Source organism: Mesorhizobium sp. M1348 (assembly GCF_040317925.1).
GTDB lineage: Bacteria > Pseudomonadota > Alphaproteobacteria > Rhizobiales > Rhizobiaceae > Mesorhizobium.
Genome location: NZ_JAMYLH010000026.1, coordinates 44,056 through 69,912 on the forward strand (window position 1 = coordinate 44,056; position 25,857 = coordinate 69,912).

The 25,857-nt window shown below is 62.5% G+C and carries 31 protein-coding genes; 16 read left to right on the forward strand and 15 right to left on the reverse strand.

Features of this window, described 5'->3' with window-relative positions; translation table 11 throughout:
- The first annotated feature begins 3 nt into the window (after window positions 1-3).
- From accB to aat, 3 genes are read left to right on the forward strand one after another with little or no spacing between them, the layout of a single operon-like run.
- On the forward strand, window positions 4-462 hold the full coding sequence (gene accB / locus NKH13_RS28370) for an acetyl-CoA carboxylase biotin carboxyl carrier protein (RefSeq protein ID WP_292662508.1): 459 nt from the start codon (window positions 4-6) through the stop codon (window positions 460-462).
- 19 nt (window positions 463-481) lie between these two features.
- The gene (gene accC / locus NKH13_RS28375) at window positions 482-1,825 is read left to right on the forward strand and encodes an acetyl-CoA carboxylase biotin carboxylase subunit (RefSeq protein WP_023674822.1); all 1,344 of its coding nucleotides are present in this window, start codon (window positions 482-484) and stop codon (window positions 1,823-1,825) included.
- A gap of 14 nt (window positions 1,826-1,839) precedes the next feature.
- Complete coding sequence (gene aat, locus NKH13_RS28380; protein WP_352720763.1) at window positions 1,840-2,457, forward strand: leucyl/phenylalanyl-tRNA--protein transferase; 618 nt, start codon at window positions 1,840-1,842, stop codon at window positions 2,455-2,457.
- An 83-nt stretch (window positions 2,458-2,540) separates the two neighbouring features.
- On the opposite strand, the gene NKH13_RS28385 is transcribed toward aat, so the two are convergent.
- The 3 genes from NKH13_RS28385 to NKH13_RS28395 all read right to left on the reverse strand — a co-directional run bounded on the left by NKH13_RS28385 (window position 2,541) and on the right by NKH13_RS28395 (window position 4,035).
- The gene (locus NKH13_RS28385; protein WP_352467351.1) at window positions 2,541-2,909 is read right to left on the reverse strand and encodes a hypothetical protein; all 369 of its coding nucleotides are present in this window, start codon (window positions 2,907-2,909) and stop codon (window positions 2,541-2,543) included.
- A gap of 89 nt (window positions 2,910-2,998) precedes the next feature.
- Window positions 2,999-3,481, reverse strand: a complete 483-nt coding sequence (locus NKH13_RS28390; RefSeq protein WP_352467340.1) for a DUF2155 domain-containing protein — start codon at window positions 3,479-3,481, stop codon at window positions 2,999-3,001.
- A gap of 155 nt (window positions 3,482-3,636) precedes the next feature.
- On the reverse strand, window positions 3,637-4,035 hold the full coding sequence (locus NKH13_RS28395; RefSeq protein ID WP_023674818.1) for an NADH:ubiquinone oxidoreductase subunit NDUFA12: 399 nt from the start codon (window positions 4,033-4,035) through the stop codon (window positions 3,637-3,639).
- Window positions 4,036-4,293: 258 nt separating this feature from the next.
- Here NKH13_RS28395 and NKH13_RS28400 point away from each other — a divergent pair, with 258 nt between their 5' ends.
- The 5 genes from NKH13_RS28400 to NKH13_RS28420 all read left to right on the forward strand — a co-directional run bounded on the left by NKH13_RS28400 (window position 4,294) and on the right by NKH13_RS28420 (window position 9,301).
- Complete coding sequence (locus NKH13_RS28400) at window positions 4,294-5,454, forward strand: helix-turn-helix transcriptional regulator (RefSeq protein WP_352720759.1); 1,161 nt, start codon at window positions 4,294-4,296, stop codon at window positions 5,452-5,454.
- A gap of 207 nt (window positions 5,455-5,661) precedes the next feature.
- Complete coding sequence (locus NKH13_RS28405) at window positions 5,662-7,062, forward strand: ArnT family glycosyltransferase (protein WP_352720757.1); 1,401 nt, start codon at window positions 5,662-5,664, stop codon at window positions 7,060-7,062.
- A gap of 94 nt (window positions 7,063-7,156) precedes the next feature.
- Entirely contained in the window at window positions 7,157-7,456 is a 300-nt protein-coding gene (locus tag NKH13_RS28410; protein ID WP_352720755.1) for a hypothetical protein, read from the forward strand.
- Window positions 7,457-7,608: 152 nt separating this feature from the next.
- Window positions 7,609-8,817: a hypothetical protein gene (locus NKH13_RS28415; protein ID WP_352915904.1), complete on the forward strand. Its 1,209-nt coding sequence runs from the start codon at window positions 7,609-7,611 to the stop codon at window positions 8,815-8,817.
- A gap of 142 nt (window positions 8,818-8,959) precedes the next feature.
- Window positions 8,960-9,301, forward strand: coding sequence for a hypothetical protein (locus NKH13_RS28420; RefSeq protein ID WP_352720751.1), 342 nt, complete (start codon window positions 8,960-8,962; stop codon window positions 9,299-9,301).
- A gap of 16 nt (window positions 9,302-9,317) precedes the next feature.
- On the opposite strand, the gene NKH13_RS28425 is transcribed toward NKH13_RS28420, so the two are convergent.
- From NKH13_RS28425 to NKH13_RS28440, 4 genes are all read right to left on the reverse strand, one after another.
- Window positions 9,318-9,806: a GNAT family N-acetyltransferase gene (locus tag NKH13_RS28425; protein WP_352720749.1), complete on the reverse strand. Its 489-nt coding sequence runs from the start codon at window positions 9,804-9,806 to the stop codon at window positions 9,318-9,320.
- Window position 9,807: 1 nt separating this feature from the next.
- Window positions 9,808-11,307, reverse strand: a complete 1,500-nt coding sequence (gatB, locus tag NKH13_RS28430; protein ID WP_352720746.1) for an Asp-tRNA(Asn)/Glu-tRNA(Gln) amidotransferase subunit GatB — start codon at window positions 11,305-11,307, stop codon at window positions 9,808-9,810.
- Window positions 11,308-11,498: 191 nt separating this feature from the next.
- Entirely contained in the window at window positions 11,499-11,930 is a 432-nt protein-coding gene (locus NKH13_RS28435; RefSeq protein ID WP_023717464.1) for a CBS domain-containing protein, read from the reverse strand.
- Between the two features lie 102 nt (window positions 11,931-12,032).
- The gene (locus NKH13_RS28440; RefSeq protein WP_352720744.1) at window positions 12,033-12,803 is read right to left on the reverse strand and encodes a rhomboid family intramembrane serine protease; all 771 of its coding nucleotides are present in this window, start codon (window positions 12,801-12,803) and stop codon (window positions 12,033-12,035) included.
- Window positions 12,804-13,194: 391 nt separating this feature from the next.
- Between NKH13_RS28440 and NKH13_RS28445 the strand changes: the two genes are divergently transcribed.
- The 3 genes from NKH13_RS28445 to NKH13_RS28455 all read left to right on the forward strand — a co-directional run bounded on the left by NKH13_RS28445 (window position 13,195) and on the right by NKH13_RS28455 (window position 15,430).
- Entirely contained in the window at window positions 13,195-13,833 is a 639-nt protein-coding gene (locus NKH13_RS28445; RefSeq protein WP_352720741.1) for a PAS domain-containing protein, read from the forward strand.
- A gap of 117 nt (window positions 13,834-13,950) precedes the next feature.
- Window positions 13,951-14,568 carry a PilZ domain-containing protein gene (locus tag NKH13_RS28450; protein WP_352720739.1) on the forward strand — a complete coding sequence of 206 codons (618 nt, stop codon included), beginning with the start codon at window positions 13,951-13,953 and terminating at the stop codon, window positions 14,566-14,568.
- Between the two features lie 262 nt (window positions 14,569-14,830).
- Entirely contained in the window at window positions 14,831-15,430 is a 600-nt protein-coding gene (locus tag NKH13_RS28455) for a transglutaminase-like cysteine peptidase (protein ID WP_352720823.1), read from the forward strand.
- Between the two features lie 214 nt (window positions 15,431-15,644).
- On the opposite strand, the gene NKH13_RS28460 is transcribed toward NKH13_RS28455, so the two are convergent.
- A complete protein-coding gene (locus tag NKH13_RS28460) occupies window positions 15,645-16,541 on the reverse strand; it encodes a LysR family transcriptional regulator (RefSeq protein WP_352720737.1) in 897 nt (298 codons plus the stop codon).
- A gap of 96 nt (window positions 16,542-16,637) precedes the next feature.
- Here NKH13_RS28460 and NKH13_RS28465 point away from each other — a divergent pair, with 96 nt between their 5' ends.
- On the forward strand, window positions 16,638-17,825 hold the full coding sequence (locus NKH13_RS28465; RefSeq protein WP_352720735.1) for an MFS transporter: 1,188 nt from the start codon (window positions 16,638-16,640) through the stop codon (window positions 17,823-17,825).
- A gap of 30 nt (window positions 17,826-17,855) precedes the next feature.
- Window positions 17,856-18,602, forward strand: a complete 747-nt coding sequence (locus tag NKH13_RS28470) for an SDR family oxidoreductase (RefSeq protein WP_352915909.1) — start codon at window positions 17,856-17,858, stop codon at window positions 18,600-18,602.
- Window positions 18,603-18,644: 42 nt separating this feature from the next.
- Here the strand turns inward: NKH13_RS28470 and NKH13_RS28475 are convergent, their stop codons facing one another.
- Both NKH13_RS28475 and NKH13_RS28480 read right to left on the reverse strand, forming a co-directional pair.
- Window positions 18,645-19,193, reverse strand: a complete 549-nt coding sequence (locus NKH13_RS28475) for a gamma carbonic anhydrase family protein (RefSeq protein WP_352720730.1) — start codon at window positions 19,191-19,193, stop codon at window positions 18,645-18,647.
- Between the two features lie 18 nt (window positions 19,194-19,211).
- Window positions 19,212-19,556 carry a DUF6949 family protein gene (locus NKH13_RS28480; RefSeq protein ID WP_352720728.1) on the reverse strand — a complete coding sequence of 115 codons (345 nt, stop codon included), beginning with the start codon at window positions 19,554-19,556 and terminating at the stop codon, window positions 19,212-19,214.
- A 120-nt stretch (window positions 19,557-19,676) separates the two neighbouring features.
- Here NKH13_RS28480 and NKH13_RS28485 point away from each other — a divergent pair, with 120 nt between their 5' ends.
- Entirely contained in the window at window positions 19,677-20,408 is a 732-nt protein-coding gene (locus NKH13_RS28485) for a hypothetical protein (RefSeq protein ID WP_352720726.1), read from the forward strand.
- Window positions 20,409-20,643: 235 nt separating this feature from the next.
- Window positions 20,644-20,931, forward strand: coding sequence for a GIY-YIG nuclease family protein (locus NKH13_RS28490; protein WP_352915922.1), 288 nt, complete (start codon window positions 20,644-20,646; stop codon window positions 20,929-20,931).
- A 218-nt stretch (window positions 20,932-21,149) separates the two neighbouring features.
- Here the strand turns inward: NKH13_RS28490 and NKH13_RS28495 are convergent, their stop codons facing one another.
- Together NKH13_RS28495 and cysE are read right to left on the reverse strand one after the other, a co-directional pair.
- A complete protein-coding gene (locus NKH13_RS28495) occupies window positions 21,150-21,353 on the reverse strand; it encodes a DUF3126 family protein (RefSeq protein WP_023674799.1) in 204 nt (67 codons plus the stop codon).
- Between the two features lie 346 nt (window positions 21,354-21,699).
- Window positions 21,700-22,548, reverse strand: coding sequence for a serine O-acetyltransferase (cysE, locus tag NKH13_RS28500; protein WP_023717455.1), 849 nt, complete (start codon window positions 22,546-22,548; stop codon window positions 21,700-21,702).
- Window positions 22,549-22,707: 159 nt separating this feature from the next.
- Here cysE and NKH13_RS28505 point away from each other — a divergent pair, with 159 nt between their 5' ends.
- The gene (locus tag NKH13_RS28505) at window positions 22,708-23,307 is read left to right on the forward strand and encodes an HD domain-containing protein (protein WP_352720724.1); all 600 of its coding nucleotides are present in this window, start codon (window positions 22,708-22,710) and stop codon (window positions 23,305-23,307) included.
- 506 nt (window positions 23,308-23,813) lie between these two features.
- Here the strand turns inward: NKH13_RS28505 and NKH13_RS28510 are convergent.
- Genes NKH13_RS28510 through NKH13_RS28520 form a run of 3 tightly spaced genes read right to left on the reverse strand, consistent with a single transcriptional unit; the run spans window position 23,814 to window position 25,781 of the window.
- The gene (locus NKH13_RS28510) at window positions 23,814-24,581 is read right to left on the reverse strand and encodes an alpha/beta fold hydrolase (protein WP_352720722.1); all 768 of its coding nucleotides are present in this window, start codon (window positions 24,579-24,581) and stop codon (window positions 23,814-23,816) included.
- Between the two features lie 20 nt (window positions 24,582-24,601).
- Window positions 24,602-25,165, reverse strand: coding sequence for a DUF192 domain-containing protein (locus NKH13_RS28515; RefSeq protein ID WP_352720720.1), 564 nt, complete (start codon window positions 25,163-25,165; stop codon window positions 24,602-24,604).
- A 19-nt stretch (window positions 25,166-25,184) separates the two neighbouring features.
- Window positions 25,185-25,781: a cold-shock protein gene (locus NKH13_RS28520; RefSeq protein ID WP_502903730.1), complete on the reverse strand. Its 597-nt coding sequence runs from the start codon at window positions 25,779-25,781 to the stop codon at window positions 25,185-25,187.
- Window positions 25,782-25,857 lie beyond the last annotated feature (76 nt).

Here is a 25,857-nt window from a genome sequence, read left to right on the forward strand (position 1 = left end):
AAAATGTCGATAAAGAAGAACGGTGTTGACCAGCAGCTGATCCGCGATCTGGCGGGCATACTGAACGACACCAACCTGACCGAGATCGAGGTCGAGCTGGGCGATCTGAAGGTGCGCGTCTCGCGGCAGGCGCCGGCCGTCCATGCGGTCGCCGCAGCCCAGCCGGCCTATGCGCCGGCAGCCGCGCAGCCCGCGGCAGCGGCCGCCCCGGCGACGCCCGATGTGTCGAAGAACGCCGTCGCCTCGCCAATGGTCGGCACCGCCTATCTGGCACCGTCGCCCGACGCCAGGCCGTTCATCGAAATCGGCCAGAAGGTCAAGGAAGGCCAGACGCTGCTGATCATCGAAGCAATGAAGACGATGAACCAGATCCCCTCGCCGCGCGCCGGCACGGTGACGGCGATCCTGTTTGAAGATGCGCAGCCGGTCGAATATGGCATGCCGCTCGTCGTGATCGAGTAGAGCCGGGAACAGGCGAAAGATGTTCCAGAAAATCCTCATCGCCAATCGCGGCGAAATCGCCCTCAGGGTGCTGCGCGCCTGTAAGGAGCTGGGCATCCAGACGGTGGTGGTGCATTCGACCGCCGACGCCGACGCCATGCATGTGCGTCTCGCCGACGAGAGCGTCTGCATCGGCCCGCCGCCGTCGCGCGACAGCTATCTCAACATCCACCAGATCGTCGCCGCCTGCGAGATCACCGGCGCCGACGCGGTGCATCCCGGCTACGGTTTTCTGTCGGAGAACGCCAAGTTCGCCGACATCCTCGCCGCGCACAACATCACCTTCATCGGCCCGACGGGCGACCATATCCGCATCATGGGTGACAAGATCGAGGCCAAGCGCACCGCAAAACGCCTCGGCATTCCCGTGGTGCCCGGCTCCGACGGCGCGGTCACCGAGGACAAGGAAGCCAAGCGCATTGCCGCCGCGATCGGCTACCCCGTGATCATCAAGGCGTCGGCCGGCGGCGGCGGGCGCGGCATGAAAGTGGCGCGTAGCGAGGCCGACCTCGAGGTGGCGCTGCAGACGGCACGCTCGGAGGCGGGTGCGGCCTTCGGCGACGACGCCGTCTATATCGAGAAATATCTGCAGAAGCCGCGCCATATCGAAGTGCAGGTGTTCGGCGACGGCGCCGGGCGCGGCGTGCATTTCGGCGAGCGCGACTGCTCGCTGCAGCGCCGTCACCAGAAGGTCTGGGAAGAAGCGCCCTCGCCGGCGCTCAATGCGGAGGAGCGCGCGCATATTGGCGGCGTCTGCGCCAGGGCGATCGCCGATCTCGGCTATTCCGGCGCCGGCACCATCGAATTCCTCTATGAGGACGGCGAGTTCTATTTCATCGAAATGAACACGCGCCTGCAGGTCGAACATCCGGTTACCGAGGCGATTACCGGCATCGACCTCGTGCACGAGCAGATCCGCGTCGCCTCGGGCGGCGGGCTTTCGGTGCGCCAGGAAGATATCCGCTTCCATGGCCATGCCATCGAATGCCGCATCAATGCAGAGGATCCGCGCACCTTCACCCCGTCGCCGGGCACCATTACCCATTTCCACACGCCGGGCGGCCTCGGCATCCGCGTCGATTCCGGCGTCTATTCCGGCTACAAGATCCCGCCCTACTACGACAGCCTGATCGGCAAGCTGATCGTGCATGGCCGCAACCGCGTCGAATGCATGATGCGACTGCGGCGCGCGCTCGACGAGTTCGTCGTCGACGGCATCAAGACGACGCTGCCGCTGTTTCGCGACCTCGTCGGCAACGCCGACATCGCCAATGGCGACTACGACATCCACTGGCTGGAAAAATACCTGGCCGAAGGCGAGTGATACAGGGCGAAGCGATGACCCGTCCCTACGCACCCGGTTATCGCATCCCGACCGACCTTTTGCTCAAAGCCTATGCCTCCGGCGTCTTCCCGATGGCCGAAAGCGCCAATGACCCCGAAGTGTTCTGGGTGCGGCCGGAGACGCGCGGCATCATTCCGCTCGACGGGTTCCACATACCGAAAAGCCTGAGAAAGACGATCCGCAAGAACCTGTTCGAGTTCCGCATCGATTTCGACTTCGAGGCGACGATCGAGGCCTGCGCCGAAAGGCGCGAGGAACGGCGGTCGACCTGGATCAACGCACCGATCCGCGAAGCCTATATCGAGCTGCATCGGATGGGCCATTGCCATTCGGTCGAGGCCTGGCACGACGACCGGATGGTCGGCGGCCTCTACGGCGTATCGCTCGGCCGCGTGTTCTTCGGCGAGAGCATGTTCGCCAGGGAGACCGACGCGTCAAAGGCCTGCCTGGTTCACCTCGTCGAACGCCTGAAGGCGCGCGGCTTTGCGCTGCTCGATACGCAGTTCACCACCGAGCATCTCAAACGCTTCGGCGCAATCGACGTGCCGCGCGGCAAGTACGAGAAGATGCTGGCCGGGGCGCTGAAGGGCGAGGCCGTGTTTTTTCCATAACCTGGAATGGTTCATCGTTTCACAGAAACGCAATTCCGGACGGAAACCGTTCACACTTTTCCTGGAATTGCTCCAGCGGCCGGTCAGCCTTTTGATGCCGTCACCAGCGGCGTCTGTGCGTGGAACATCATTTTCCAGCCATTGACGCGGTGGACATAGCCGGTGCTGACCAGCGCCGCATAGGCTTCGCCATCTTGCCGCGTCGCACGCGCCTCGTAGGTCAGCATGACGATGTCGCTGCCAGGCTCGATGATGCCTTTGAGGTCGATGTCGAGATCGCGCCAGCGGTTCGGGTCCGTCGCAGTTGCGGCCAGATCGGTATTGCTCATCACCCGCGCCATCTGCGGGAAGGCCACCAGGCATTCGGTATCGGCGTTGGCCTTGAAATAGTCGGCACCGCCGCTCCAGAATCCCCTTTCGATATCGAGAAGTTCGTTCTTGTTGGCCATCATCATGGCAACCTCCACCGTAGAGAGGCACCAACGCTCGGGCAACACGGCGGTTCCGCAAGGCGCGGTATCCGCCGCCGCGCTGACAGATTCTAGTTGGTTTTGGGGGCAGTGGGTGCCGGCACGTCGGACTTCTGCTTGCAGCCCTTCAGCCAGATATCATAGACGGCATGCTCGACGGCGTTGATCCCGGGGCTTTCGGCGAACATCCAGCCGGTGAAGATACGGCGTATTTTCCGGTCGAGCGTGATCTCGTCGACCTCGACGAACGAATCCGTCTTCGGCTCTTCGTTCTCCGGCCGCGAATAGCAGATGCGCGGCGTCACCTGCAAAGCGCCGAACTGCACCGTCTCGTCGATATAGACATCGAAGGTGATGATACGGCCGGTGATCTTGTCGATGCCGGCGAATTCAGCGACGGGATTGGTGATGCGCTCGGATACTGCGGGTGCTGCAGGCGCCACGGACGCGTCCGGTGCAGGCGGCGCCAATTCCTGCGCAGCAGCAAGCGCCACCATAGAAGCGAGAACGACCGCGGTTAATCCGCCCGTCAAAATTCGGCTGAACATGCTCATGCAAGGTCCGGTGGTTTGCGCCCGGGTGATTCTCTTAACGCCAAGGCTAGTTGCTGCTGTCGGATCAGCAAACAGCTAAACAGCAATTGTGGCGACAAAGGACCGCCCCGTGGGGACCGCGCCCGTGGAGACCGCGCGCGTGTCGCGGCGATCGATCACGAACCAGGCGTCCAGGCGTCGTAGTCGCCCGTCACCTGCGGACGATGCTGGTTGGTCAGCACCGAGCCTTTCGGCCGATAGGCTGCGGGGCTGCCGGTGAGGTTCGGCACATGCGGCTTTTGCCAGTCGCGTGGCTTGTAGTCTTCGCTTGGCGGCGCAACGTCGACACGGTGATGGATCCAGCCATGCCAGCCGGGCGGAATCGCCGAGGCTTCCGAATAGTCGCGGTAGATGACCCAGCGGCGCGTGCGGCCTTCCGAATCGACGCCGCCCTCATAGTAGACGTTGCCGACCTCGTCCTGCCCGACCTTCTTGCCATGCCGCCAGGTGTGGAAGCGCGTTCCCAATGTCTGGCTGTTCCACCAGGTGAAAAACTGCAGAAGGAAAGTTTTCATCCAAATCCTCGTGGCAAGTCCTTGTAGCAAGTCCTCGCGGCGGCTGCGGCGGCGCCTGTTCCTGCTTATGGCGTCACGGCATTGCGAAGGCAAGGGTCTTGCCGCAACCGGCGAGCAAATGGCTGGCGGGAAAGCGAAACGTTCATGCGATTTTCGCGTCCGCCCGAAGCAGATGAAATGGGTTGTTGGCGACCTTACGCAGCGTTATTCTAGGAGTTGATGCTTCGTTGCCTCAAGGACGGCAAATGAGAGGGGCTCATGTCATCGCTGGCGGGCACGGCCGGTCGCGCATTGCCGCAGGTCGTTGAGGCGATCTACGATTCGATTGCCGACGTCGACCGCTGGCAGGCGACACTCGAGGCCATCTGCAGCCTGGCGGAAGGCCAGCTTGCCATGCTCGCCGTCATCGACACGATCAGCAGTTCCGCGCGGTTTTCGGTGTCCTGCGGCGATCCCGCAGTTCTTGAGCCGTTGAAGCATGACTACGGCTCGCAAGTGCCGTTCTATGCGGCGGTTCCCAAGATGGAGATCGACGTGCCGTTCACCGTCGATTCGATCTACGCCCTGCAAGGCCCGGATACGCGACAGAGATGGCTCGAAAGCCGCATCGTGCGCGAATGGGTGCAACCCAACCGCCTGGACGATTTCTTCTGGGTGGCGTTGATGAAGCGGCCGACCCGGATCGGCACGCTAATGGTGGTGACCGACAAGGACAGGCGCCAGATTTCCCGCGAGGATCTCGAGCTTGTCTGCCTGCTGGCGCCGCATGTGCGGCGCGCGGTGACCATCGGCGACCTGTTCGAGGCCGAGCGGCGGAAGGCCGAAATCTTCCGCTCCATCATCGAAAGCCTCGACCATCCGGTGCTGATCGTCGCCGAAGACATGACCATCATCTTCGCCAACCCGTCAGCCGAAGCGCTGCTCGCCGAAAACATTTCGGTTGCTTGCGTGCGCGGCCAGCTTTCCTTCACCTATGCCAACGCCAATGCCGCGATCGGCCGCGCCGTCCAGCTCGGCACGCGCGACGAATTCGCGCTCGGACCTTGCGGCATCAACATTCCCCTGGCCAAGACGGCCGTTCCGGCGGTGGCCCATGTGATGCCGCTGGCGCGGCGTGAAATCTCGGCGCGCATCTCGCAGCGCGCCGCCGCAGCAATCTTCATCGCTGCGGCCGGTTCGGCACCAATCCCGGCGCTGGACGCCATTGCGGCGCTGTTCGGACTGACCGCGGCAGAAAGGCGCGTTGCCGGTCACGTTGCCGCCGGCCTGACCCGAAAGGAAATCGCCGCGGCCGGCGGCGTCTCGGACGGCACCGTCAAGTCGCAGCTGGCGACGATCTTCGACAAGACCGGTACCGGCGATCAGCGCGAGCTCGAACTCTTGATGCGGGAATTGTCGCCGCCGTTGCGCTCCAGTTAATTTGCGCAGATTCCCCGGACCGGCGGCGGTCCAAAAGGCTCGGCCGGTCAGTTTTCCAAGCCTTTAAGACCATCGTCCGCAAAATCTGCGAAACGAAACCGGCAACGTTGCAATTCGGCCAAAATCATGGTGCGGTCGTTCGCGGTCCAGAAACGCGGCACTATGCTCGGCTGGAAAGAAAATGGTTTCTGGCGCGGATCTCGACCTTTGACACCGACATCTACCGAGCGGCTGCTCCCCTACCTCTTTTTGCTTGGGCTGATCGTAATCGCGGTCGCTTTCCGGCCACTGCTGCCCGTCGACGAAACGCGATATCTCAGCGTCACCTGGGAAATGTATCTGAGCGGACAGATCTTCGTCCCGACGATGAATTTCGCGCCCTATCTGCAGAAGCCGCCACTGCTGTTTTGGCTTATCGACCTTGTCTGGACCGTTTTCGGCGCCAGCCGGCCGGCGGCGATGTTGGTCATCTTCGCCGCCTCCTCGCTCGTCATCTGGCTGACCACGGCGTTGGCAAAGACCCTGTTTCCGGGCCGCGACGACATCGCGCGGCGCATCCCCTGGCTGGTCGCCGGAAGCAGCGTGTTCGTCATCTATTCGACGCTGATCCTGTTCGACCTGTTGCTGACGGTCTTTGTGCTCGCCGCGCTGTTGTCGCTGATTGCCTTTGCCCGGAGCGGCAACCGCTGGCAGGCCGTTCTGGCCGGGCTGTTCATCGGCATGGGCGTGCTGACGAAAGGCCCGGTGGTGCTGATCCATATCGGCGCGCCCATCCTGTTCTACCCGTTCTGGCGCGACCGGCGGGCGGGACTGGCGACACCGAACTTCCTCGCTGGAGTGGGCCTGGCATTGCTCGCCGCGCTGATTCCGGTTGCGATCTGGCTGGTGCCGGCGACGATCCTGACAAAAGGCAATTTCGTCTATGATCTCGTCTGGAACCAGTCGGCGGGGCGCGTCACCGGCAATTTGCGCAATTCGCACGGCCGGCCGTTCTATTTCTATCTGCTGCTGCTGCCGGTCATGTTCATACCGTGGATCTTCATACCCGAGGTCTGGCGGTTGAAGCTGCGCACGCGGATACGCAGCCTGATCGACGCGAAGTCGCCGGATCTGCGCGCCTTGCGCCTGCTGTCGTTCTCGTTCGTTGCCGTGTTCTTGGTGTTCAGCGCGATATCTGGCAAGCAGCCCCACTATGTCGTGCCGATGTTGCCGTTCGTGGTCATCCTGTTCGGCTATTTCATGGCGGAGATCCCGCTCGCCAGGCTGAAGAGCTCGGCCGTCGTCATGCTTGTCATTTTCGGCATCGGCCACGCGGTGGCATCGGCAACCGCGTTCAAACGCTATGACCTGACGCCGCTCGCCAACTTCATCGACGAGCGAAAGGATGCGGACTGGGCCGTGGCTTTCGACTATCAAGGCGAAGTCGGCTTCCTGGCCCGGTTGCAAAGGCCGTTCGAAAGCACCGACAAACCGGAAGAATGGCTTGGTTCGCATCCCAGCGGCTATGTCATCGACAAAGTTTCCAAGGATCCCGGCACTGCAGGGCAAATCGCGTTCCGGCTTCGCGTCGAACGCGGTTATCTCGTCGTGCTGAAGGGACAGCATTGACGATCGTCACCGGTATGCGAGTTCGTCCCCCACGCGGGAGATGAAGGCGTTGCTGCTTCGTGGTTCCATCGCTCGATAGAACCGGGAGGTATTCATGTGCAAGCTTATCTCGACGATGCTTTTTGTCCTATCGCTCGCCGTGGCCGGCCTTGCCGCCGATCCGGCATGGAGCTTCAAATGTCAGTCCGGAACGATTGGGCAAGGCAGTTGCTCCTGCTCCGGGACCGCCGACTGCACCGACATGCGGCATTCCAAAATGTGCAAGGGCGACCTGAACTGCGGTTCGGGCAAATGCTCCTGCACGGCCGCACTGGTAGTCGACCCAGGCCCGAAAACCCCCAAGCCGAAGGTCGTCGCGCCGAAGGCGACAACCGAAGGCGCCGTGAAGCAGTAGCCATCCGATCCGAAAGGACGGCGGCGGCTCAACGTCGCTGGGCCCGCCCGACGTTTCGCGGTTCATCCCCCGTGCGGGCGATGAACCGCCATCGAAGAAATGCTGCTGTCTAGGCGGAGGGTGGTTTCCAACGACAGAGCGAGGATACCATGTTGAAAACCTGCACGATGCTGTTCTTCTGCCTGATGGCGGCCACCGCGGCCGCCCAGCCGCCGCCTTCGGGGCCGCCGGTTCCCAGTGCGGCACTTGCCCCATGCAACCCCACACAATCGAACAGGCCCTGCAAAGCTGAACTCGGCGTGTTCCTGATCACCAACACCGTCCGCAACCTGGCGCAAGCCAAGGTCGACGCCACCAACGCACAGCTGGCCGCCCAGGGACGATCGTCGCGCGCATCGATCGAATCGCTGAAGCAATGGCGGCCGTCGCGCTTTGCGACGCAGATGCTGAACCAGCCGAACAGCTGGTTTGTCAAAGTTCCTTACATCCTGACCATCAAAGTCTCGATCCCGGTGACCTCCGACCGCCACATCGGCATTCCCATAGACGTCAACGTCTTCTGCAGCGGCTGGCAGACCGATTCCAGCCAGGTCATCATCCGCTCGCAACCCGGCCCGGCGAGCTTCGAAGGTGGCAACATCCTCGAAGACGTTTTCAACGTCGGCAATTACATCGACGCCCAGGTACGCAGCTCGTTTTCGGCACCCCTGCCGGTGACGACGCCGGTTCCGAATTCGAAATGCTCGGCCATAGACGGCTCCGATGCCGGCACGCAGGCCACCGACGATGATCTCATCTTCTGGACGGTGCCGCGACGCAACCTGGTGGTGACGGACGCCATAGCCAAGCCGACGATAGAAGTGACCTTCGACAGCCTCACACGCCTGGCAGCCCGCGACTTCCACAACAATGTCGTCTATGCGGAATCCGAGGCCATAAACCTCAACGTCTATGCCAATGAGGATGGCCTTCAGAAGGCGCTGACGATGCGCGAAGGCGACGTGGCTGCGCTGAACCTTCCCGCAGTACAGCTCGACGCGGGAAAATACGATTCGCTGGTCGTCATCGGCAATGTCGATCAGCCGCCGAACGATCCCAGAGACAGCGCCTTCGCAGTAGCGGCCAAGACTGCGGGATTCGGTGCCGGTTCCAAGATCATGCAGATCCCGAAGTGGTATTCGAGGCCTCCGGACCAGTTCAATCACAAGCCTACATGGATCAGAGTTCCGGGCTATGAGCTGCACTATACGGTACGCTATCTCAACAGCGGCGGGCTGGCCGTCGACGGTGGGGCCAGTACGGTCCGGCCACCAAAAGTCGCTGTTCCGATAAAGACGCTCATCAAGCCGAAAACGCCCTGACGCGGCCGCTCGCGGATGACGGCGGCGGTTCCCGCCATCTCCCGCGCGGCCGATGCGGCAGCGCCGGCTTCATGGCCTGATCTTGCGGGAACAAACGCGCCGCTGCGCCACGAGCGAGCGGCGCCATCGATGGAGACAAACGATGCTGCACTTTCCCCACACCATGCCCGCCGTCCGGATCATTGCGGCAATCTCGCTGCTTGCCTTCCCGAACTTCCTGCCGCCGGTCACGAGCCCGGCGAACGCGCTGCCGGTCAGCCAATCCTGCAGGATCACCACGTATTTCAAGACTGCGGCAAAGGCGACGGAGGTTGGCCTGCGCTCGACGTGCCAGGGCGTCAAAAAATGGGGCGTCACCTCGAAATATTACGAGGTGGAAAAAATCGAAGCCGCCACGCCCCCGCACACGTCGGGTGGCGGCGGCAGCCTGCCGTGCGAGTTTCTCGCTGCCGGCTGCTCCAACCTGCCCGTGAAACGCAACTGAGCGCCAGGCGAACGAGCTAGCCGATCGCCTTCTCCAAAACCAGCGCCGGCAATCCTGAGGCGCCGCCGCAATCGGCCGTGTTGCCGGCGGGCAAGAACCCTCTCGAGCGGTAAAAGGCGATGGCCGGAGCATTTGCTTCCTCGACCTCGACGCGCAGCGTCCGGGCCTCCGGAAAGCTGGCCTCGATCTCGTCCAGCAGCGCCTGGCCGATGCCTTGCCTCTGCCAGGCCGGATGCACGTAAAGCTGGTTCAGCATGACGATCCCGGGATCCGTGGTGGCGGCGGCGAAGGCCATGCCGCCGATGCTCTTGCCGTCGTCGGCGAGCAGGAACTCCGAGTTCGGCCGCGTCAGCCGTGCTTTGAGTGCGGCAATCGAATGCCATTCATCGGTGATTTCGGTGACCCGCGCCGCGCCGTAGATGGCGTCATAGGTGGCATGCCAGGTCTCGATCAGCAATGCGCGTACCGCCGCAAGATCGCGCTCGCCGGCGGTACGGACGAACATCCTATTCGATCCCGAGCCTGGCCTTGACCAGCTCGTTGACCGCCTGCGGATTGGCCTTGCCGCCGGTCGCCTTCATCACCTGGCCGACGAACCAGCCGGCCATGGTCGGCTTGGCGCGCGCCTGTTCGACCTTGTCTGGGTTGGCTGCGATCACCTCGTCCACCGCCTTTTCGATGGCGCCGGTATCGGTGACCTGCTTCATGCCGCGGCTTTCGACCAGCTGACGCGGATCGCCGCCCTCGTTCCAGACGATCTCGAACAGATCCTTGGCGATTTTGCCGGAGATGGTGCCTTCCTTGATCAGGTCGATGACGGCACCAAGCTGGTTGGGCGAAACAGGAGCGTTTTCAATATCCTTGCCGGCTTTGTTCAAGGCCCCCAGGAGGTCGTTGATGACCCAGTTGGCGGCGAGCTTGCCGTCGCGCCCGGCCGCCACCTTCTCGAAATAATCGGCAATCGCCTTTTCAGAAACCAGGATCGAGGCATCGTAGGTCGACAGGCCGAGCGAGGTGATCAGCCGCGCCTTCTTGGCGTCCGGAAGTTCCGGCAGGTCCTTTGCCAGCGCGTCGACATAGGCCTGGTCGAATTCCAGCGGCAGAAGGTCGGGATCGGGGAAATAGCGATAGTCGTGCGCTTCTTCCTTGGAGCGCATCGAGCGCGTCTCGCCCTTGTTGGGGTCGAACAGCCGCGTTTCCTGTTCGATCCTGCCGCCGTCCTCGAGGATGGCAATCTGGCGGCGCGCCTCATAGTCGATGGCCTGGCCGATGAAACGGATCGAGTTGACGTTCTTGATCTCGCAGCGCGTGCCGAATTCACCGCCGAGCCGGCGTACCGAGACGTTGACGTCGGCGCGCAACGAGCCTTCGTCCATATTGCCGTCGCACGTGCCGAGATAGCGCACGATCGTGCGCAGCTTGGTGACATAGGCCTTGGCTTCATCGGCGGAGCGCATATCCGGCTTGGAGACGATCTCCATCAGCGCCACGCCGGAGCGGTTGAGATCGACATAGGACATCGTCGCATGCTGGTCGTGCATCGACTTGCCGGCATCCTGCTCAAGGTGCAGGCGCTCGATGCCGACCTCGATGTCCTCGAACTCGCCCTGCCGGTCCGGGCCGACCGAGACGATCACCTTGCCCTCGCCGACGATCGGCTGCTTGAACTGCGAGATCTGGTAGCCCTGCGGCAGATCAGGATAGAAATAGTTTTTCCTGTCGAAGACCGATTTGAAATTGATCTCAGCCTTCAGGCCCAGCCCGGTACGGATCGCCTGCTTGACGCATTCTTCGTTGATGACCGGCAGCATGCCGGGCATCGCCGCGTCGACCAGGCTGACATTGGCATTGGGCGCGGCGCCGAAAATGGTCGAGGCGCCGGAAAACAGCTTTGCCTGTGAGGTCACCTGCGCATGGACCTCGAGGCCGATGATGATCTCCCAGTCGCCGGTGGCGCCGGGAACCAGGCGCTTGGCGTCGGGCGTGCGGGTATCGATGATGCTCATAAGGGCCTGCATATTGAAATTGCGGATATGCGAGAACGCATATTTTGATGTGCAACTTCGCTAGTGCAAACCGCCAAAAGAGACAAGCGCAAAGCCGCAGGCGCCGACGCGGCACAGGCCCGCACCTGCCGCGATGGACTGCTATAGCGGCTTGAAAAGATTCAATGGCCGGCAACCCGGCCGCCGTCGCCTCATGCCGTGGCGATGTAGGCCCTGATCTCCTCGGCCTCGCGCTCGACATCCTCGATGCGCCGCTTGACCACGTCGCCGATCGACACGATGCCGTCGAGCAGCCCGTTCTTTTCCACCGGCAGATGGCGGAAGCGGCCCTTGGTCATGATCTCCATGACCTCGTTGACGGTGTGGTTCTCATTGCAGATCTTCACCTTGGGCGTCATCGCCGAGCGGATGGCGAGGTCGAGCGCCGCGGCCCCCTCTTTGGCGAGAACCCGCACCACATCGCGCTCGGAAAGAATGCCGACGATCTTGTGATCGCCGTTGGTGATGACCAGCGCGCCGATCCTGTGTTCGGAAAGCATGCGGATGGCTTCGCTGAGCTTTTCGTTCGGCCCGAGCGTCACCACGTCGTGGCCTTTTGCCTCGAGAATTGCCTTAACAGTCATGGCGTCCTCCTCTGCATTTCCTTGCCGGCTCCTGCCCTGGCCGGCTTTTCCCTGGGATGAACATGGTGCGCCGCGATCGGTTGCTTTTCAAGTGCGGAGGTCTCAGGTCTCCGGCTCGTCCGCCTGCCGGGGCACCTGCTCTCGCCGATCAAAAAACCGCAGGCCGAAGAAGCCGGCAAGAAAGCCGCCAATATGGGCTTCCCAGGCGATCTGGCCGTCAATGCCGGGCGCCAGGCCGAAGAGGCCGGTCGCGAGGTTGATCACCATCCACATGGCGAGAAAGGTGACGACGCCGCGCGAGCGCAGCACCGCCGCCATCGGCAAAGGCTGGCCGGCGAAGGCGGCCTTGCCCGACGAGCGATCGATACGGAAGCCGTAGCGTGCCGCCGCGCCCATCATGCCGGAAATCGCGCCGGAGGCACCGACCAGCGGCGCCTCGCCAAGCGGATGCATGGCCCAGAACAGCGCCACCGCCGCCAATCCGGTCGCGGCGAAGAACAGGCTGAAGCGCAGCGCGCCGAAGCGGTTGGCCAGCGGTGAGCCGAAGGCCGCAAGCCACACCATGTTGATGGCAAGATGGGCAAAGCCGCCATGCAGGAAGGCATACGTAAAGGGCCGAGAAAACAGGAACCAGTCGAAGCCGTATTGGCCAGTATAGAGAACAGGAATGAAGGCCCCGTCGTACAATAGTGTCAGCTGCTGGTCTTGGCTAAGCACATACTGCTGCATCAGAAAGACGAGGACGCAGATGCCGATCACCGCCAGCACGACGGGCGGCAGGTTGAACACCGGTTCGCGGCGCTGCTCCGGTTCGCGGGCGACAGGCTCACCCTGGCCCTGCTCGATCTCCGGTGGGCTTTCTGGGTCGCTCATATGGCTTGCACTCAGTCGCTGGATTGGACTTCGCGAGCATGTAGATCACGGCCAACCGAATCACAAACGACGAATCAGCAGCCCCGAATCAAAAAAGAAGCCGTCCAAGGTTTCCCTTGAACGGCTGGTCGAGCCCCCTTGCTCCCCCGAACTCTTGACTGAAGTGCTGCCGATCGTCGCAAAACGACTGCTTCTGGAGTGGTTTTGGTGTGCCACAGGCCTGGCAGGCACGCAACGTAAACCAGTTGTTAACCTTAACCGCCCCGACCCGTGAACAAGTATTAACGATGCTGGCACGCATCCTGCTCCGCAACGCATGTAGGTCTTCGGAGGGCGCCCTTCTGTTCACCGATGGGACATCAGAAGACAGAATGCGCGGAGCAGCATTAGCATGAACCAGACCGGATCGATCACGCTGTTCCATTATTGGAACCGGTTGCGTGACGGACGCCCTGCCCCGAAGCGCTCGGAAGTCGAACCGGCCGATATCAAGTCGCTGCTGGCCGACACGTTCATCCTGGAAAAGGACACGCGCGGCGAAGCGGTGTTCCGGCTCGCCGGCACCAGGCTCTGCGCGGTCTATGGCCGCGAACTCAAGGGGTTTTCATTCCCTTCGCTGTGGCGCGAGAAGGACCAGCGGCTGATTTCGAAGCTGACCGACGGCGTCTTCGACCTGAAATCGGTGGCCCTCATCACCTATGAGGGTTTCAGCCGCACTGGTCGCTCCAACAGGTTCGAGCTGCTCGCGCTGCCGCTCGACGGCGGGGTCGAGAGCCCGCGCTGCCTCGGCGTGATAAGCGCCGTCGAAAAGCCTTTCTGGCTGGGTGCCGACCCGGTCCTCGACGCCTTGATCGATTCGATCCGTGTCGTCGATCCCGACAAGGAGCCGATGTTCCTGAAGAACCGGCCGGCGATAGAGGTTCCCTCGCTCGCCCCATCGGAATTCGACCCGCCCGAGACGATTTCGGCGCTCGGCCAGGCCCGCCGCATCCGTCACCTGGTCGTCTTCGACGGCGGACGCGAGGAATGATGCCCAAAGATTAAAGCAACAGCGCCGGGCTTTCCCCTTTGTTAACCTGCTTTGTTGTAGTTTTCCGCTGAAATTCCCCGCATCCATGCGCGGAATGCCGAACGGGGTATGGCAGTGATGAGGTCAGCGGCGGTCGACCATGCGCCGTCCCAAGCTGAAAGGCGTAACTTTCAGCGCGTCCGCGTGAAGATTTACGGACGCTTCATGCTGGAAGACCGCACCGAACATCCCTGCCAGGTGGTCGACATGTCGCCTGGCAACGTTGCGCTGCGCACCGAGCGCGCCGGCCTGGCTGGCGAAAAGGTCATTGCCTATATCGATCACATCGGCCGCATCGAAGGCGTCATCACCCGCACCCTGCAGGATGGCTTTGCGATGACCGTCATCGCGTCGGAGCGCAAGAGGGACAAGCTCGCCGCGCAACTGACCTGGCTTGCCAACAAGCACGAGCTCGACCTGCCGGAAGACCGCCGCCATGAACGCGTCGCACCGCGCAACCCGACGAGCGTGCTGCAGCTTGCCGACGGACGGCAGTACCAGTGCCGCATCATCGACCTGTCGCTGTCGGGCGCGGCGATCGAGATCGACGTCAAGCCGGCCATCGGCGTCCAGGTGACGCTGGGCACCATGCGCGGCCAGGTGGTGCGTCATTTCGAAGATGGCGTCGCCATCGAGTTCGCCGTCATCCAGCGGCCGGAAACGCTCGATACCGAATTCAGCTCGCCGCGCGGCTGACGCGGAAGCGTTAGCGCCATCGGGAAGAGAGGCTGGCGATCCTTCGCGCCCCCCGTCTGTCCTGCCATCCTAGCTGTTCGAACGATGCGACGAAGCATGGGAACGCACCGGCTGGAATCCTTAAACAATTCTATACTCAATTGCATCAAATTTTATGTTTATTCTATTGGCGTTTTACTTAATGTCTACTTCGCGCTTTTGCGTCAAATAAATCCAGCCCTGTCATTGTCTCCTCAAACGGGGAGACTGAATAATGAACAGGATGAGGGGCAAGCTGTTGCTGGCGGCAATAGCGATGCAGCTTTTCGGCTGGGGGACTGCAAACGCGGCGGAGCCGGCCTTCATGCACACCGGCGGCCGCACCACACAGCCGGTCGGTCACTACGAATTGTGCCAGCAGCTTCCGCAGGAATGCAATCAGAGGACGCCTGGCCGGGCACCCGTCGAGCTCACCCGCAAGCTGTGGGCGATGATCGTCAAGGTCAATAATTCGGTCAACAGCAAGGTCGCGCCGCGCACCGACATGGAAATGTGGGGCAAGGAGGAAGTCTGGTCCTTTCCCAATAACGGCTTCGGCGACTGCGAGGACTATGCGCTGGAAAAGCGCCGCGAGCTGATGAGCATCGGCGTGCCGGCCGGCGATCTGCTGATGACGGTGGTGCGCCAGCGCAATGGCGACGGCCATGCGGTGCTGACCGTGCGCACTAGCCTTGGAGAGTTCATCCTCGACAATCTCCAGCCCAAGGTGCTGTCCTGGACCAATACCAGCTACACCTACCTGAAGCGCCAGTCCGAGCGGAATTCCGGCGCCTGGGTGACGATCAACGACGGCCGCTCCGACGCGGTCGCCAGCGTCCGCTGAGGACGCGACGCAAAACCCGGTCGAGTCCCCACCCTCCCCGTCCCCAACGACCGGGTTTAAGGAGCCGGCCCCGTCCCCGGGCCGGCTCCACCATTTCCGGCGGAACACATCTCGATACAGTTATCTCGGCTTTGCCTCCAACCGCGCTTCGTCATCCAAGCTGTCGCACGACCGTTTGTGCGATACCTAGCTGTCGTTCGCCGTCGAAACGCTGTTACTTGCCCCTGATACGGAACGCGTCGACAAAGGCGGAAAACGCCGGAGAGGGATGGCGTCGGCTTGGATAGTACAGGTGGTAACCCTGGAACGTCGGGCACCATTTGGTCAGGACTTCCTGGAGAAGGCCACTCTCAATGTGTAGAAGGACGAGTTCGCGCGGTAGATAGGCCAAGCCCACACCGTCAAGCGCGGCCTGGATCGCCGGCCCCATGTTGTTAAGCGTCAGTTGCCCCTCGACCCGAGCGCTGAACTCGCGCGCGCCTTCCCGCAATTCCCACGCATAGACCGATCCTGACGTCGGCAGCCTGTAGTTGATGCAGTTATGGTCGGTCAGCTGCTGCGGCGTCTCCGGCGGTGTCCGGTGGGCGAAGTAATGGGGTGAGCCGACCACAGTGTAGGTCACGTCCGCTCCGATGCGCACGGCTACCATATCCCGGGCAATGGACTCGCCCAGCCGCACGCCGGCATCGAACTGGCGCTCGACGATGTTGGTGAAGGCGTTATCGACCACCAGCTCGACATTGATATCGGGGAAGTCGCTCAGGAACTTTGGCAGCCGGGCGCGGAAGACAATGTCGACCGAATCGTCGGTGCACACCAGGCGAATGTTGCCGGACGGCCTGTCGCGCAGGACGCCGAGAGCGCTGACCTCAGCCGCGATCCCTTCGAAATGCGGTTCGATGCCTTCCTTGAGGCGTTGACCGGCCGCCGTCGGGGCCACGTCGCGCGTGGTGCGAGACAGAAGACGAACGCCAAGCCGCGACTCCAGCGACTTGATGGTGTGGCTAAGAGCCGAAGGAGTGACGCCGAGCTTGGCGGCTGCTCGGGTGAAGCTCCGCGTCCGGGTGATCTCCAGGAACGCGCGCATTTCGGCGAACTCGTCGCGTGGCATTGATGAGCCTCATTCACAACCACATCAAAATTATACCCGCTAGTCGCATTTGACCAGCCCGACTACTTAGTTCGCGAACGGACAGGAGACTGCCTTATGACTTTTGAACTCGCGCTGGACGAGGCCGCCGCTGCTGACGGCGGGACGACCCCATGGTCTGCGGTGGTCTGCCTGTCGCTGCTGACCTTCCTTCTGGTCGGACTGGAGTTCCTGCCGGTCAGCCTGCTCACCCCGATCGCTCAGGATCTGGCCGTCTCAGAGGGTCAGGCAGGCCAGGCAATCGCGGTGTCCGGATTCTTCGCCGTGGTTACCAGCCTCTTCGGCAACTCGCTCTTGCGAAACGTCGATCGACGGACGGTGGTTCTGCTCTATACGGCAGTGCTGGCGGTATCGAGCCTGGCGGTGGCGCTTGCTCCCAACTTCCTGGTCTTCCTGGCCGGGCGGGCGTTGGTCGGCATCGCGATCGGCGGTTTCTGGTCACTGTCGACGGCCATTCTGGCCCGCCTGGCCGCGGGACCCGACCTGCCCAAGGCCATTGCCTTGCTCCAGGGTGGCACTGCCTTCGCATTGGTGATCGCCGCGCCTGTCGGCAGCTTCCTCGGATCGCTGATCGGATGGCGGGGGACCTTTTTCGTCACTGTCCCCATCGGCTTTGCGGCGCTCGTGTGGCAGTTGGCCGTTCTCCCGAAGATGCCACCGATGGAGGCCGCCTCGGTGTCGAGCATGTTCGGCCTGCTGCGGAATCGCAGATTCGCCATCGGCATGGGCGCGACCGGGCTCGCTTTCATCGGGCAGAACGCGCTCTCGATCTATCTGCGGCCGTTTCTGGAAAACGTGACGGGCCTTGAGGTGAACACCCTCTCAATGGCTCTATTGGGCGTCGGCCTCGGTGGCCTGGCGGGACTGTCGATCGTCGGCCTCATACTCCGGCGGCACCTCACAGCCGTGCTGATCGGGCTGCCGAGTGCACTCGCGGTCTTCGCTCTACTGCTGATTGCCTTTGGACCGTATGCACGCGCTACGGCCGGCCTGCTGGTTCTTTGGGGACTGTTCGCGACCCCGATCCCGGTGGCGTGGAACACCTGGATGACCACGCTCATCCCTGAAGACCTGGAGGCCGGGGGCGGACTCCAGGTCGCCCTGATCCAGTTCGCGATCGCGGGCGGCGCTATTGCAGGAGGCCTGCTGTTCGACGTGGCCGGCTGGTGGAGCGCCTTCCTTCTCGCCGCGGTCCTGCTCACGGGCTCGGCCTTGCTCGCCGCCTCGGCCGGCCCCCGCACCTGAACTCTTTCAATTCTTGTCTAGGAGAATCTCATGTCCGAAGGAATCGAGAACAAGGTCGTCGTCATCACCGGTGCCAGCAGTGGCCTCGGTGAAGCGACGGCACGCCATCTTGCCGCACGAGGCGCTTCCGTGGTGCTGGGTGCACGCCGGTCACACCGCATCGACGCCCTTGTCCAGGAACTGACCGCCGCTGGGCTCAAGGCCAAGGCCGTTACAACGGACGTCACCGACGCCGGCCAGGTCCAGAACCTGGTGAACACGGCGGTCCGGGAATTCGGCCGCATCGACGTGATGCTGAACAATGCGGGCCTCATGCCGTTAGCCCCGCTCGAACGGCTCAAGGTCGACGAATGGGACCGGATGATCGACGTCAACATCAAGGGCGTCCTTTACGGCATCGCGGCCGCGCTTCCGTACATGAAGGAGCAGCGATCGGGGCACATTATCAATGTCTCGTCCGTCTACGGCCATGTGGTCGACCCGGGTGCGGCAGTCTATTGCGCCACCAAGTTCGCCGTGCGTGCGCTGTCCGAGGGTCTGCGGAAAGAGGTGAAGCCCTACAATATCCGGACTACGGTGATCTCGCCGGGCGCTGTCAGCACAGAGTTGCTCGAGCATATCAGCGAGCAGGATATCCAACAGGGCACCAGGGACTTCGTGAGCAAGATCGCCGTGGGGCCAGATACGTTTGCCCGCACGGTCGCCTTCGCGATCAACGAGCCCGACGACGTCGATATCAACGAGATCTTGTTCCGGCCGACCGCCCAGCCGGTTTGACTTGGAGGGGCTATGCTTTCGGTATCCTAAGGCCCGGCTCCGTTATTTCATGGGCATCGCCGATTGTTCTTCCTTCAACCCCGCCCTGAACCGCCTGCCGTTTGCCACATAGTGCGCGGCCGAGGCGCGCAGCCTGGCGATTGCGGCCTCGTCGAGCATCCTGACGACGCGCGCGGGCGAGCCGACGATCAGCGAATTGTCGGGAAATTTCTTGCCTTCGGTGACCAGCGCACCGGCGCCGACCATCGAGTTGTTGCCGATCTTCGCGCCGTTCAGAACGATGGCGCCCATGCCGATCAGGCTGTTGTCGCCGATCGTGCAGCCATGCAGCAGGGCACGGTGGCCGATCGTGCAGCCTTGGCCGACGGTCAGCGGAAAGCCGGCGTCGGTGTGCATGATTGTGTGCTCCTGCACGTTTGTGTCGGCGCCGATGACGATCGGCTCGTCGTCGCCGCGGACGACGACGCTGAACCAGAAGCCGGCATTGCGGCCGATCCTGATATTGCCGATCAGAGTGGCGTCGGGCGCGATCCAGTTGCTGTCGGGGTCCTCGAAGGCGGGCGCTTTTCCGTCAATCGCGTAGATCGGCATTGCTGTCTCCAGATCGTCTCACACCGACAAGCTGCCAGACCCTAGAAGCGAAGCCGCCCAGGACGCAATGGCGATCACCACCATGCCCAGCGCCAGCGCCCAGATGGTTGCGGTACAGCCGCAGGAGATCAGCCCCAGCACCGAGATGCGACGCTCGCGCCAGGCGTCCAGCGCCTCGTTGACGAACATCAGCGGCCCGGCGCAAGCCGTCGCGGCGAGCGAGCGCAGCATGTGCTTCGACGATACATAGGGCTGGACGAAGGCAAGCCTACGGCCGGCGATCAGCTCCATCGCCGATCCGGCCAGGCCGCAAGCCGTCAGCCCAGCCATAAAACTGAAGATGATTTGTTCGACCGGGCCCATCTTTACCTTCCGTTTACCATGAAATCGCACAGTCGCCTGCAAAAGCTGCGAAGCAAGAGCCGTGCCGCGCCGAGATGTGCCGCCCAGGCACACCCGGCGGGACGGCAAACGAGGATCGCGATGAAGCAGGCAGCCGCCACAGAGGGCCCGCAACTCAGCGTCGTCGATTCGACGCTGATGAAGCGGGTGTTTTATGCGTTCGCGACGCTGGCGCTGCTTTCGGTGGCGATCAGCCTCGGCGGCAAATGGTTCGGCCGCTCGATCGCCATGGCCGGGTACACCGACGACACCACGGTCTACGAGGTCGTCATCGGCAACAACATCATCGCCGTGCCGGCCAATGTCATCCGCTTTGCCCAGGCCCGGCGCGACGGCATCGCCTCGCGGCTCGACCTCTACCTGCGCTATCCCGAGATGGACGGCTACAGCGAGGCTGCCCGCAACGACTTCAATCACACCGGACCCAGCAAGGACATCGTCTTCCTGTCGTTCGAGCCGCAGATGATGTCGCGCGACATGAGCGGCCGCTTCGCGCCGATTTACAGCGCGCTGATCGCCAAGCCGGGTACGCCCGGCCCTGGCGGCACCACGCTTTACGCCTTCAGCGAAAAATCAGGCTATCTCAACGAAGTGCTGGCGGTCGCCGACCGCCCCGGCAGGGATCCGTTCGTCGCCCGCTGCCTGAGCGGCCCGAGCGCGGACGAATCGCTGGCGCCCTGCGAGCGCGACATCCTGGTCGGCGACAATCTCAGCCTCACCTACCGCTTCCCCCGGGAATTCCTCGGCGACTGGCAGGCGCTCGACGCGGCGATTTCGGGCGAGGCAGCGCGTGTGCTGAAGACTGGGCGTTAGGGCTTGGTCCTTTGACCGGCCCTGAAGGGCTTTGGGCTGGAGCCCCGCCAATCGGGCTACCAATCTCCAGGGTTTGCGATTAGCTGTAGGCCCACCACGCCTTCGTCATCCTAGGGCGGAGCAGGAGCGAAGCGACGTCGCGGAGACCCTAGGATCCATGCCGTTACGCCAGTCGAAGAATGCAGCGGCTCAGAACGGTGCTTGCGTACGCAACAATGCCTACTACCCTTCAGCCATGACCGGCTATGCCTACATGACTGCAAGCCAGAAGCGCGGCACGATCTACATCGGTGTCACCAACGACCTCGGCCGCCGCATGCCGGAGCACAAATCTGGCGAAGGCTCGCGCTTCACCAGCCGCTACGGCGTACAGCGTCTGGTCTGGTACGAGGAACATTTCGACATTCGCAACGCCATCCAGCGCGAGAAGTCGCTGAAGCGCTGGCCACGCCGGTGGAAGATCGAGCTGATCGAGAAGACCAATCCAGAGTGGTTCGAACTTTTTCGCGGGACTGGTTGGTAGAGGACGCTCAGCCGGTGCCAAGAAGCATTCGATTCTGGTCAGAACGGAGCACTGCCGCGAGGTAACGGCATGGATCCCAGGGTCTGCGCCGCGTCGCTTCGCTCGTTGCTCCGCCCTGGGATGACGAAGGGAGGGATGCTCCAGCCAGTCTCCGAGGTTTGCGCTCCGTCAGGCGGTCCCGCCTGCAACAAGCAGGTCCGGCCAGCTAAATTCCCGGCTCAGGCCAGATCGATGTCGAGGATCGCCATCGAGAAATTATAGTCGCCGTCGTCCTCGTCCTTGAAGACGATGCCGAGGAACTCGTCGCCGACATAGACCTCGGCCGAATCTTCCTTGCGCGGCCGCGCCTTCACTTCGAGTTTGGGGTTCTGGAAGGTGCGCTTGAAATAGGCGTCCAGCTTTCTGATTTCGTCCGGCTTCAACAGTCTTCTCCGATCGTCGCTTGCTCGTTTGAGCGCGCTTCTGACACGTCGACAATGACCATGTAAAGGCAAAGCCGACGAGAGAAGACGGGCAATCGCCTCAAGTCGGCGCCGCCCCTCATCGCCCTGCCGGGCACTTCTCCCCGTATAGTGACGGGGAGAAGGAACGCCTTCACAAAGGATTTCGCCAATCTCCAGCGTTGCTGAAAGGGCGCCGACGCTACGGTCAGCCCCTTCTCCCCGTCACTATACGGGGAGAAGATGCCGGCAGGCAGACGAGGGGCGGCGCCGACATCGATAGTTGGTCCGACGCGACAAGCCCTTGCCCAAGCCCCTGCCCGAGCGCTCAGATGTCGAAGCTGACGACGTGGTCCATCGTCTGCGATGGCAACAGCTGGTCCATCTGCCGCGAAGGCTGGTCGCAGCCGGTCTCGCCGACGACGCGGGCCGGCACGCCGGCAACCGTCTTGTTGTGCGGCACCGGCGACAGCACCACCGAGCCGGCCGCGATCTTCGAGCAATGGCCGATCTCGATGTTGCCGAGGATCTTGGCGCCGGCGCCGATCAGCACGCCGTAGCGGATCTTGGGATGGCGGTCGCCGCCGGCCTTGCCGGTGCCGCCCAGCGTCACGCCGTGCAGGATCGACACGTCGTCCTCGATCACCGCCGTCTGGCCGACGACGAGGCCGGTGGCGTGGTCGAGGAAGATGCCCTTGCCGATGCGGGCGGCCGGGTTGATGTCGGTCTGGAACACCGAGGACGACCGGCTCTGCAGATACAGTGCGAAATCCTGGCGGCCCTGGTTCCACAGCCAATGCGCCAGCCGGTGCGTCTGGATGGCATGAAAACCCTTGAAGTAGAGCACCGGCATGATGAAGCGGTCGCAGGCCGGATCGCGGTCGTAATAGGCCTGGATGTCGACGCGCACCGTCGTCGACCAGTCCTTGTCGTCGGCCGCCATCGCCTTGAACGTCTGGCGAATGAGGTCGGAGCCGATGTCCTGGTGGGCGAGGCGCTCGGCCAGCCGGTGAATGACCGCTTCTTCCAGATTTTCCTGATTGAGGATGGTCGAATAGAGGAACGCCGCCAGCAGCGGATCGCGGTTGACCGCTTCCATCGCTTCGTCGCGGATCGAACGCCAGATCGGATCTACCGGCTGCACCCTGGTGGGACGGGAAATCGTAACGCTGTTCATCTGATGTCTCCGGCCATCCAATGTCTCGGCCATCCAATGTCTCGGTTGGCGGCTTGCCTATTCTCCGGCCGCACCTATAAGCCAGATCATAGCACGGGTGAACTCAATTTTCCTTAGTGCTTCGTCAAATGGATTTGGTTGGCGGAATTTCAAGCAGCCATGGAAAACGCAACCTTGATCGACGAGACGCTGAAGCGCGAGCTTTCCGCGCTCTATGAGGCCGAAGATCGCCACTACCACGACCTTGGCCACATCGAGGCGATGCTGGCGCTGGCCAATGATTACAAGGCGTTGCTGCATGATCCTGAAGCAGTCGAAGCAGCGATCTGGTTTCACGACGCGATCTACGACAGCCGCGCCAAGGACAACGAAGCCAAGAGCGCCGCCCTTGCCGAGAAAAAGCTCGCCGGCCGCACGGATGAGCAGCGCGTCGGCCGCATCACGGCGATGATCATCGCCACCGCCACGCATGAGTTGCCGCACTTTGGCGACGGCAATGCCGTCCGCGACGCAGCGCTGTTCCTCGACATGGACCTGGCGATCCTGGGTGCGACGCCTGACGCCTTCGATGCCTATGAACAGGCGGTTCGCCGTGAATATGGCTGGGTGGAAGAGCCGATGTGGCGTGCCGGCCGCAGTGCTGTTCTGAAGAGTTTCCTCGCCCGCCCGCATATCTTTCACACCGAGGAGTTCCGGCAGCGGTTCGAAGCACAGGCCAGGCAGAACATGGCGCGGTCGATCGAAGCGCTTGAGGCATGACTCGGACAGGTTCTAGTGGCAGGGTTCGACCCTTTGCGGACCCTCAAGGCTTGCGTGTTGCGCGCCCGCTATGTTTTCGCATGTTCCGGGCCGCACTGACCATTAGTATTACAACGGCCACGAACCAGAATGCCGAAATGACATAGGCGGTAGCTGTTGCGCCAACGCACTCGCTCTCGTCGATGAGGCAGCTTTGATTAACACCCCCACGAAGAACATATCCGCCCACAGCCAGAACAATCCCGGTCATGGAGAGGGCGATCCAGAGGGGAAGCCCAAACCGCAAACCAATAGCGGAGCCGACGATTAGGACCGCTGGCGCAATGAGGGTGATCAGTAGTGGGTCGAACGTCATGCCTTAACCCTAACGAAGCGAATATCAGCTTTCCACCCTGAGCGGTAGTTGAGTTTCTGGTACCATGCGTCAGGCTTTCACCACTAGCTGCCTGTTGCGATCGCGCCCGACAGCGCGCTTTCCCAATGGTGGCAATGCACCTGTCGCCAGTTCACAGCGGATTTTCGGCATAAAACTCCAACACACGCTGCTTGAAGGTCTTGTCGCCGACGGCCAGCATATGGTCGCGGCCCTCGATGTGAAAAGCCCTGGCGTTGGGCATCAAGGCGGCAAGCTCATCCGGCGAGCCACCGATGTCGTCCTTGGTGCCGACGGCGATCAGCGTCGGCTGGGCAATGCGGGCAATGTCGGCCTCGCTCAGCAATTCGCGCGAGGTGGCGATGCAGGCGGCGAGCGCCCGGCGATCGCTGCGGGTCTGGTCGGCGAAGGCACGGAACGAGCGGCCGCGCGGGTCGCTGGTGCCTGCCGGGTCCTCGGCCAGAAGGGCGTCGGCTATCGGATCCCAGTCGCCGACGCCGTCGACCATGCCGATGCCGAGACCGCCGAAGACCAGCGTCGCCACCTTGTCCGGGTCGGAGAGCGCCAGGAACGCCGATATGCGCGCGCCCATCGAGTAACCCATGACATGGGCGCGTTCGATGCCGAGATGGTTCAAAAGCGCTGCCGCGTCGGACGCCATTTTTGCCGGCGTGTAGTCCGCTTCGTCATAGCTTTTCGACGACGAGCCATGGCCGCGATTGTCAAAGGCGATCGCGCGGTAGCCGGCGTCGTTCAGCGTCTTGAACCAGCCGGGCGACACCCAGTTGACGTAATGGCTCGAGGCAAAGCCGTGGATCATCAGCACCGGATCGCCCTGCCCCGATGCCGGCTGGCGGTCAAGGAAAGCAAGGTCGAAACCGTCATGGGAGAAGAACTGCATCGGCCGAAGATCCTGCCCGTTCAGTCGGAATCGACATTCGGCGCATCGCCCTTGTGGAGCGGCGGCACGGCCGGCCCGGGCGCCGTGCCGATGGCAGGATGGCGCAGCAGGTCGCCGTCCTTAAGGCCCTTTTTGGCGGCGGTGCCTGCCTTGAGCTCGAGTACGAAGCGCACTGGCTCGTCCGGCGAGATGATCGCCTCCGACTGCGGCTCGCCTTGCCTGATCGCCCGGATCCGGCCGTCCTGGCCGACGAAGATCAGGTCGAGCGGCAACGGCGTGTTCTTCATCCAGAAGCTCACATCCTGCGGCATACCAAACACGAACAGCATGCCGTGATTGTCCGCCATGTGGCGGCGGAACATCAGGCCGGCCTCGCGCTCGGCGGGCGTGTCGGCAATTTCGACGGAAAAAGAACGCTCGCCGGCCTTCGTCACCGCGACAAGCGGCGCCGGGTCGATGGGAAGGATCATCGCCTTGCCGTCGGCCGAACTCGGTTGCTGAAAATAGAAGAACGCACTTGTGGCGACGATGAGGAAAATCCCGGCGCAGAGCGCGCCCGCCGTCAGCCGGTTCCTGTGAGCCATATGAAATCCTCGGCCGGAACTAATGCGAGACCGGCAAGGTACCCATATCGGGATGAATTTCGGCAGCCATAAGGCCTTTGTCGCCGCGTCCGAAGCGGACCAGCACCACCTGGCCCGGCCGGAGTTCGGTGATGCCGTAGCGGCGCAGCGTCTCCATGTGGACGAAAATGTCCTCGGTGCCCTCGCCCCGGGTCAGAAAGCCGAACCCCTTGGTGCGGTTGAACCATTTCACCAGCGCCCGTTCGAGGCCGCTTTCCGGCGTTACCGCGACATGGGTGCGCTGCTCCTGCATCTCCGCCGGATGCACCGCCGTGGAGACATCCATCGAGAGCACGCGGAAGGCCTGCAGCCCGCGCTCGCCCTGCTTGACCAGGCAGACGACGCGGGCGCCTTCCAGGGCGGTCTGAAAACCGTCCTTTCGAAGGCACGTCACATGGAGGAGGATGTCGCCCGAAGAACCATCATCGGGAAGGATGAAACCGTAGCCCTTGGCCACGTCGAACCATTTGATGGCGCCGGCGATTTCGACGAGATCGGCCGTATCGGCGCTCTCATCCCGCTTCAACGCATCGTTACCGGCCCCGTCCCGCCCCATGAAAGAGGCCTTTTCCCCCATAAGAACGCCCCCTTTTTTCAAGAAACACTGCAACTGATTCTTGGTATCAGATTAACACCGCGGCTTCCGGTGTGTG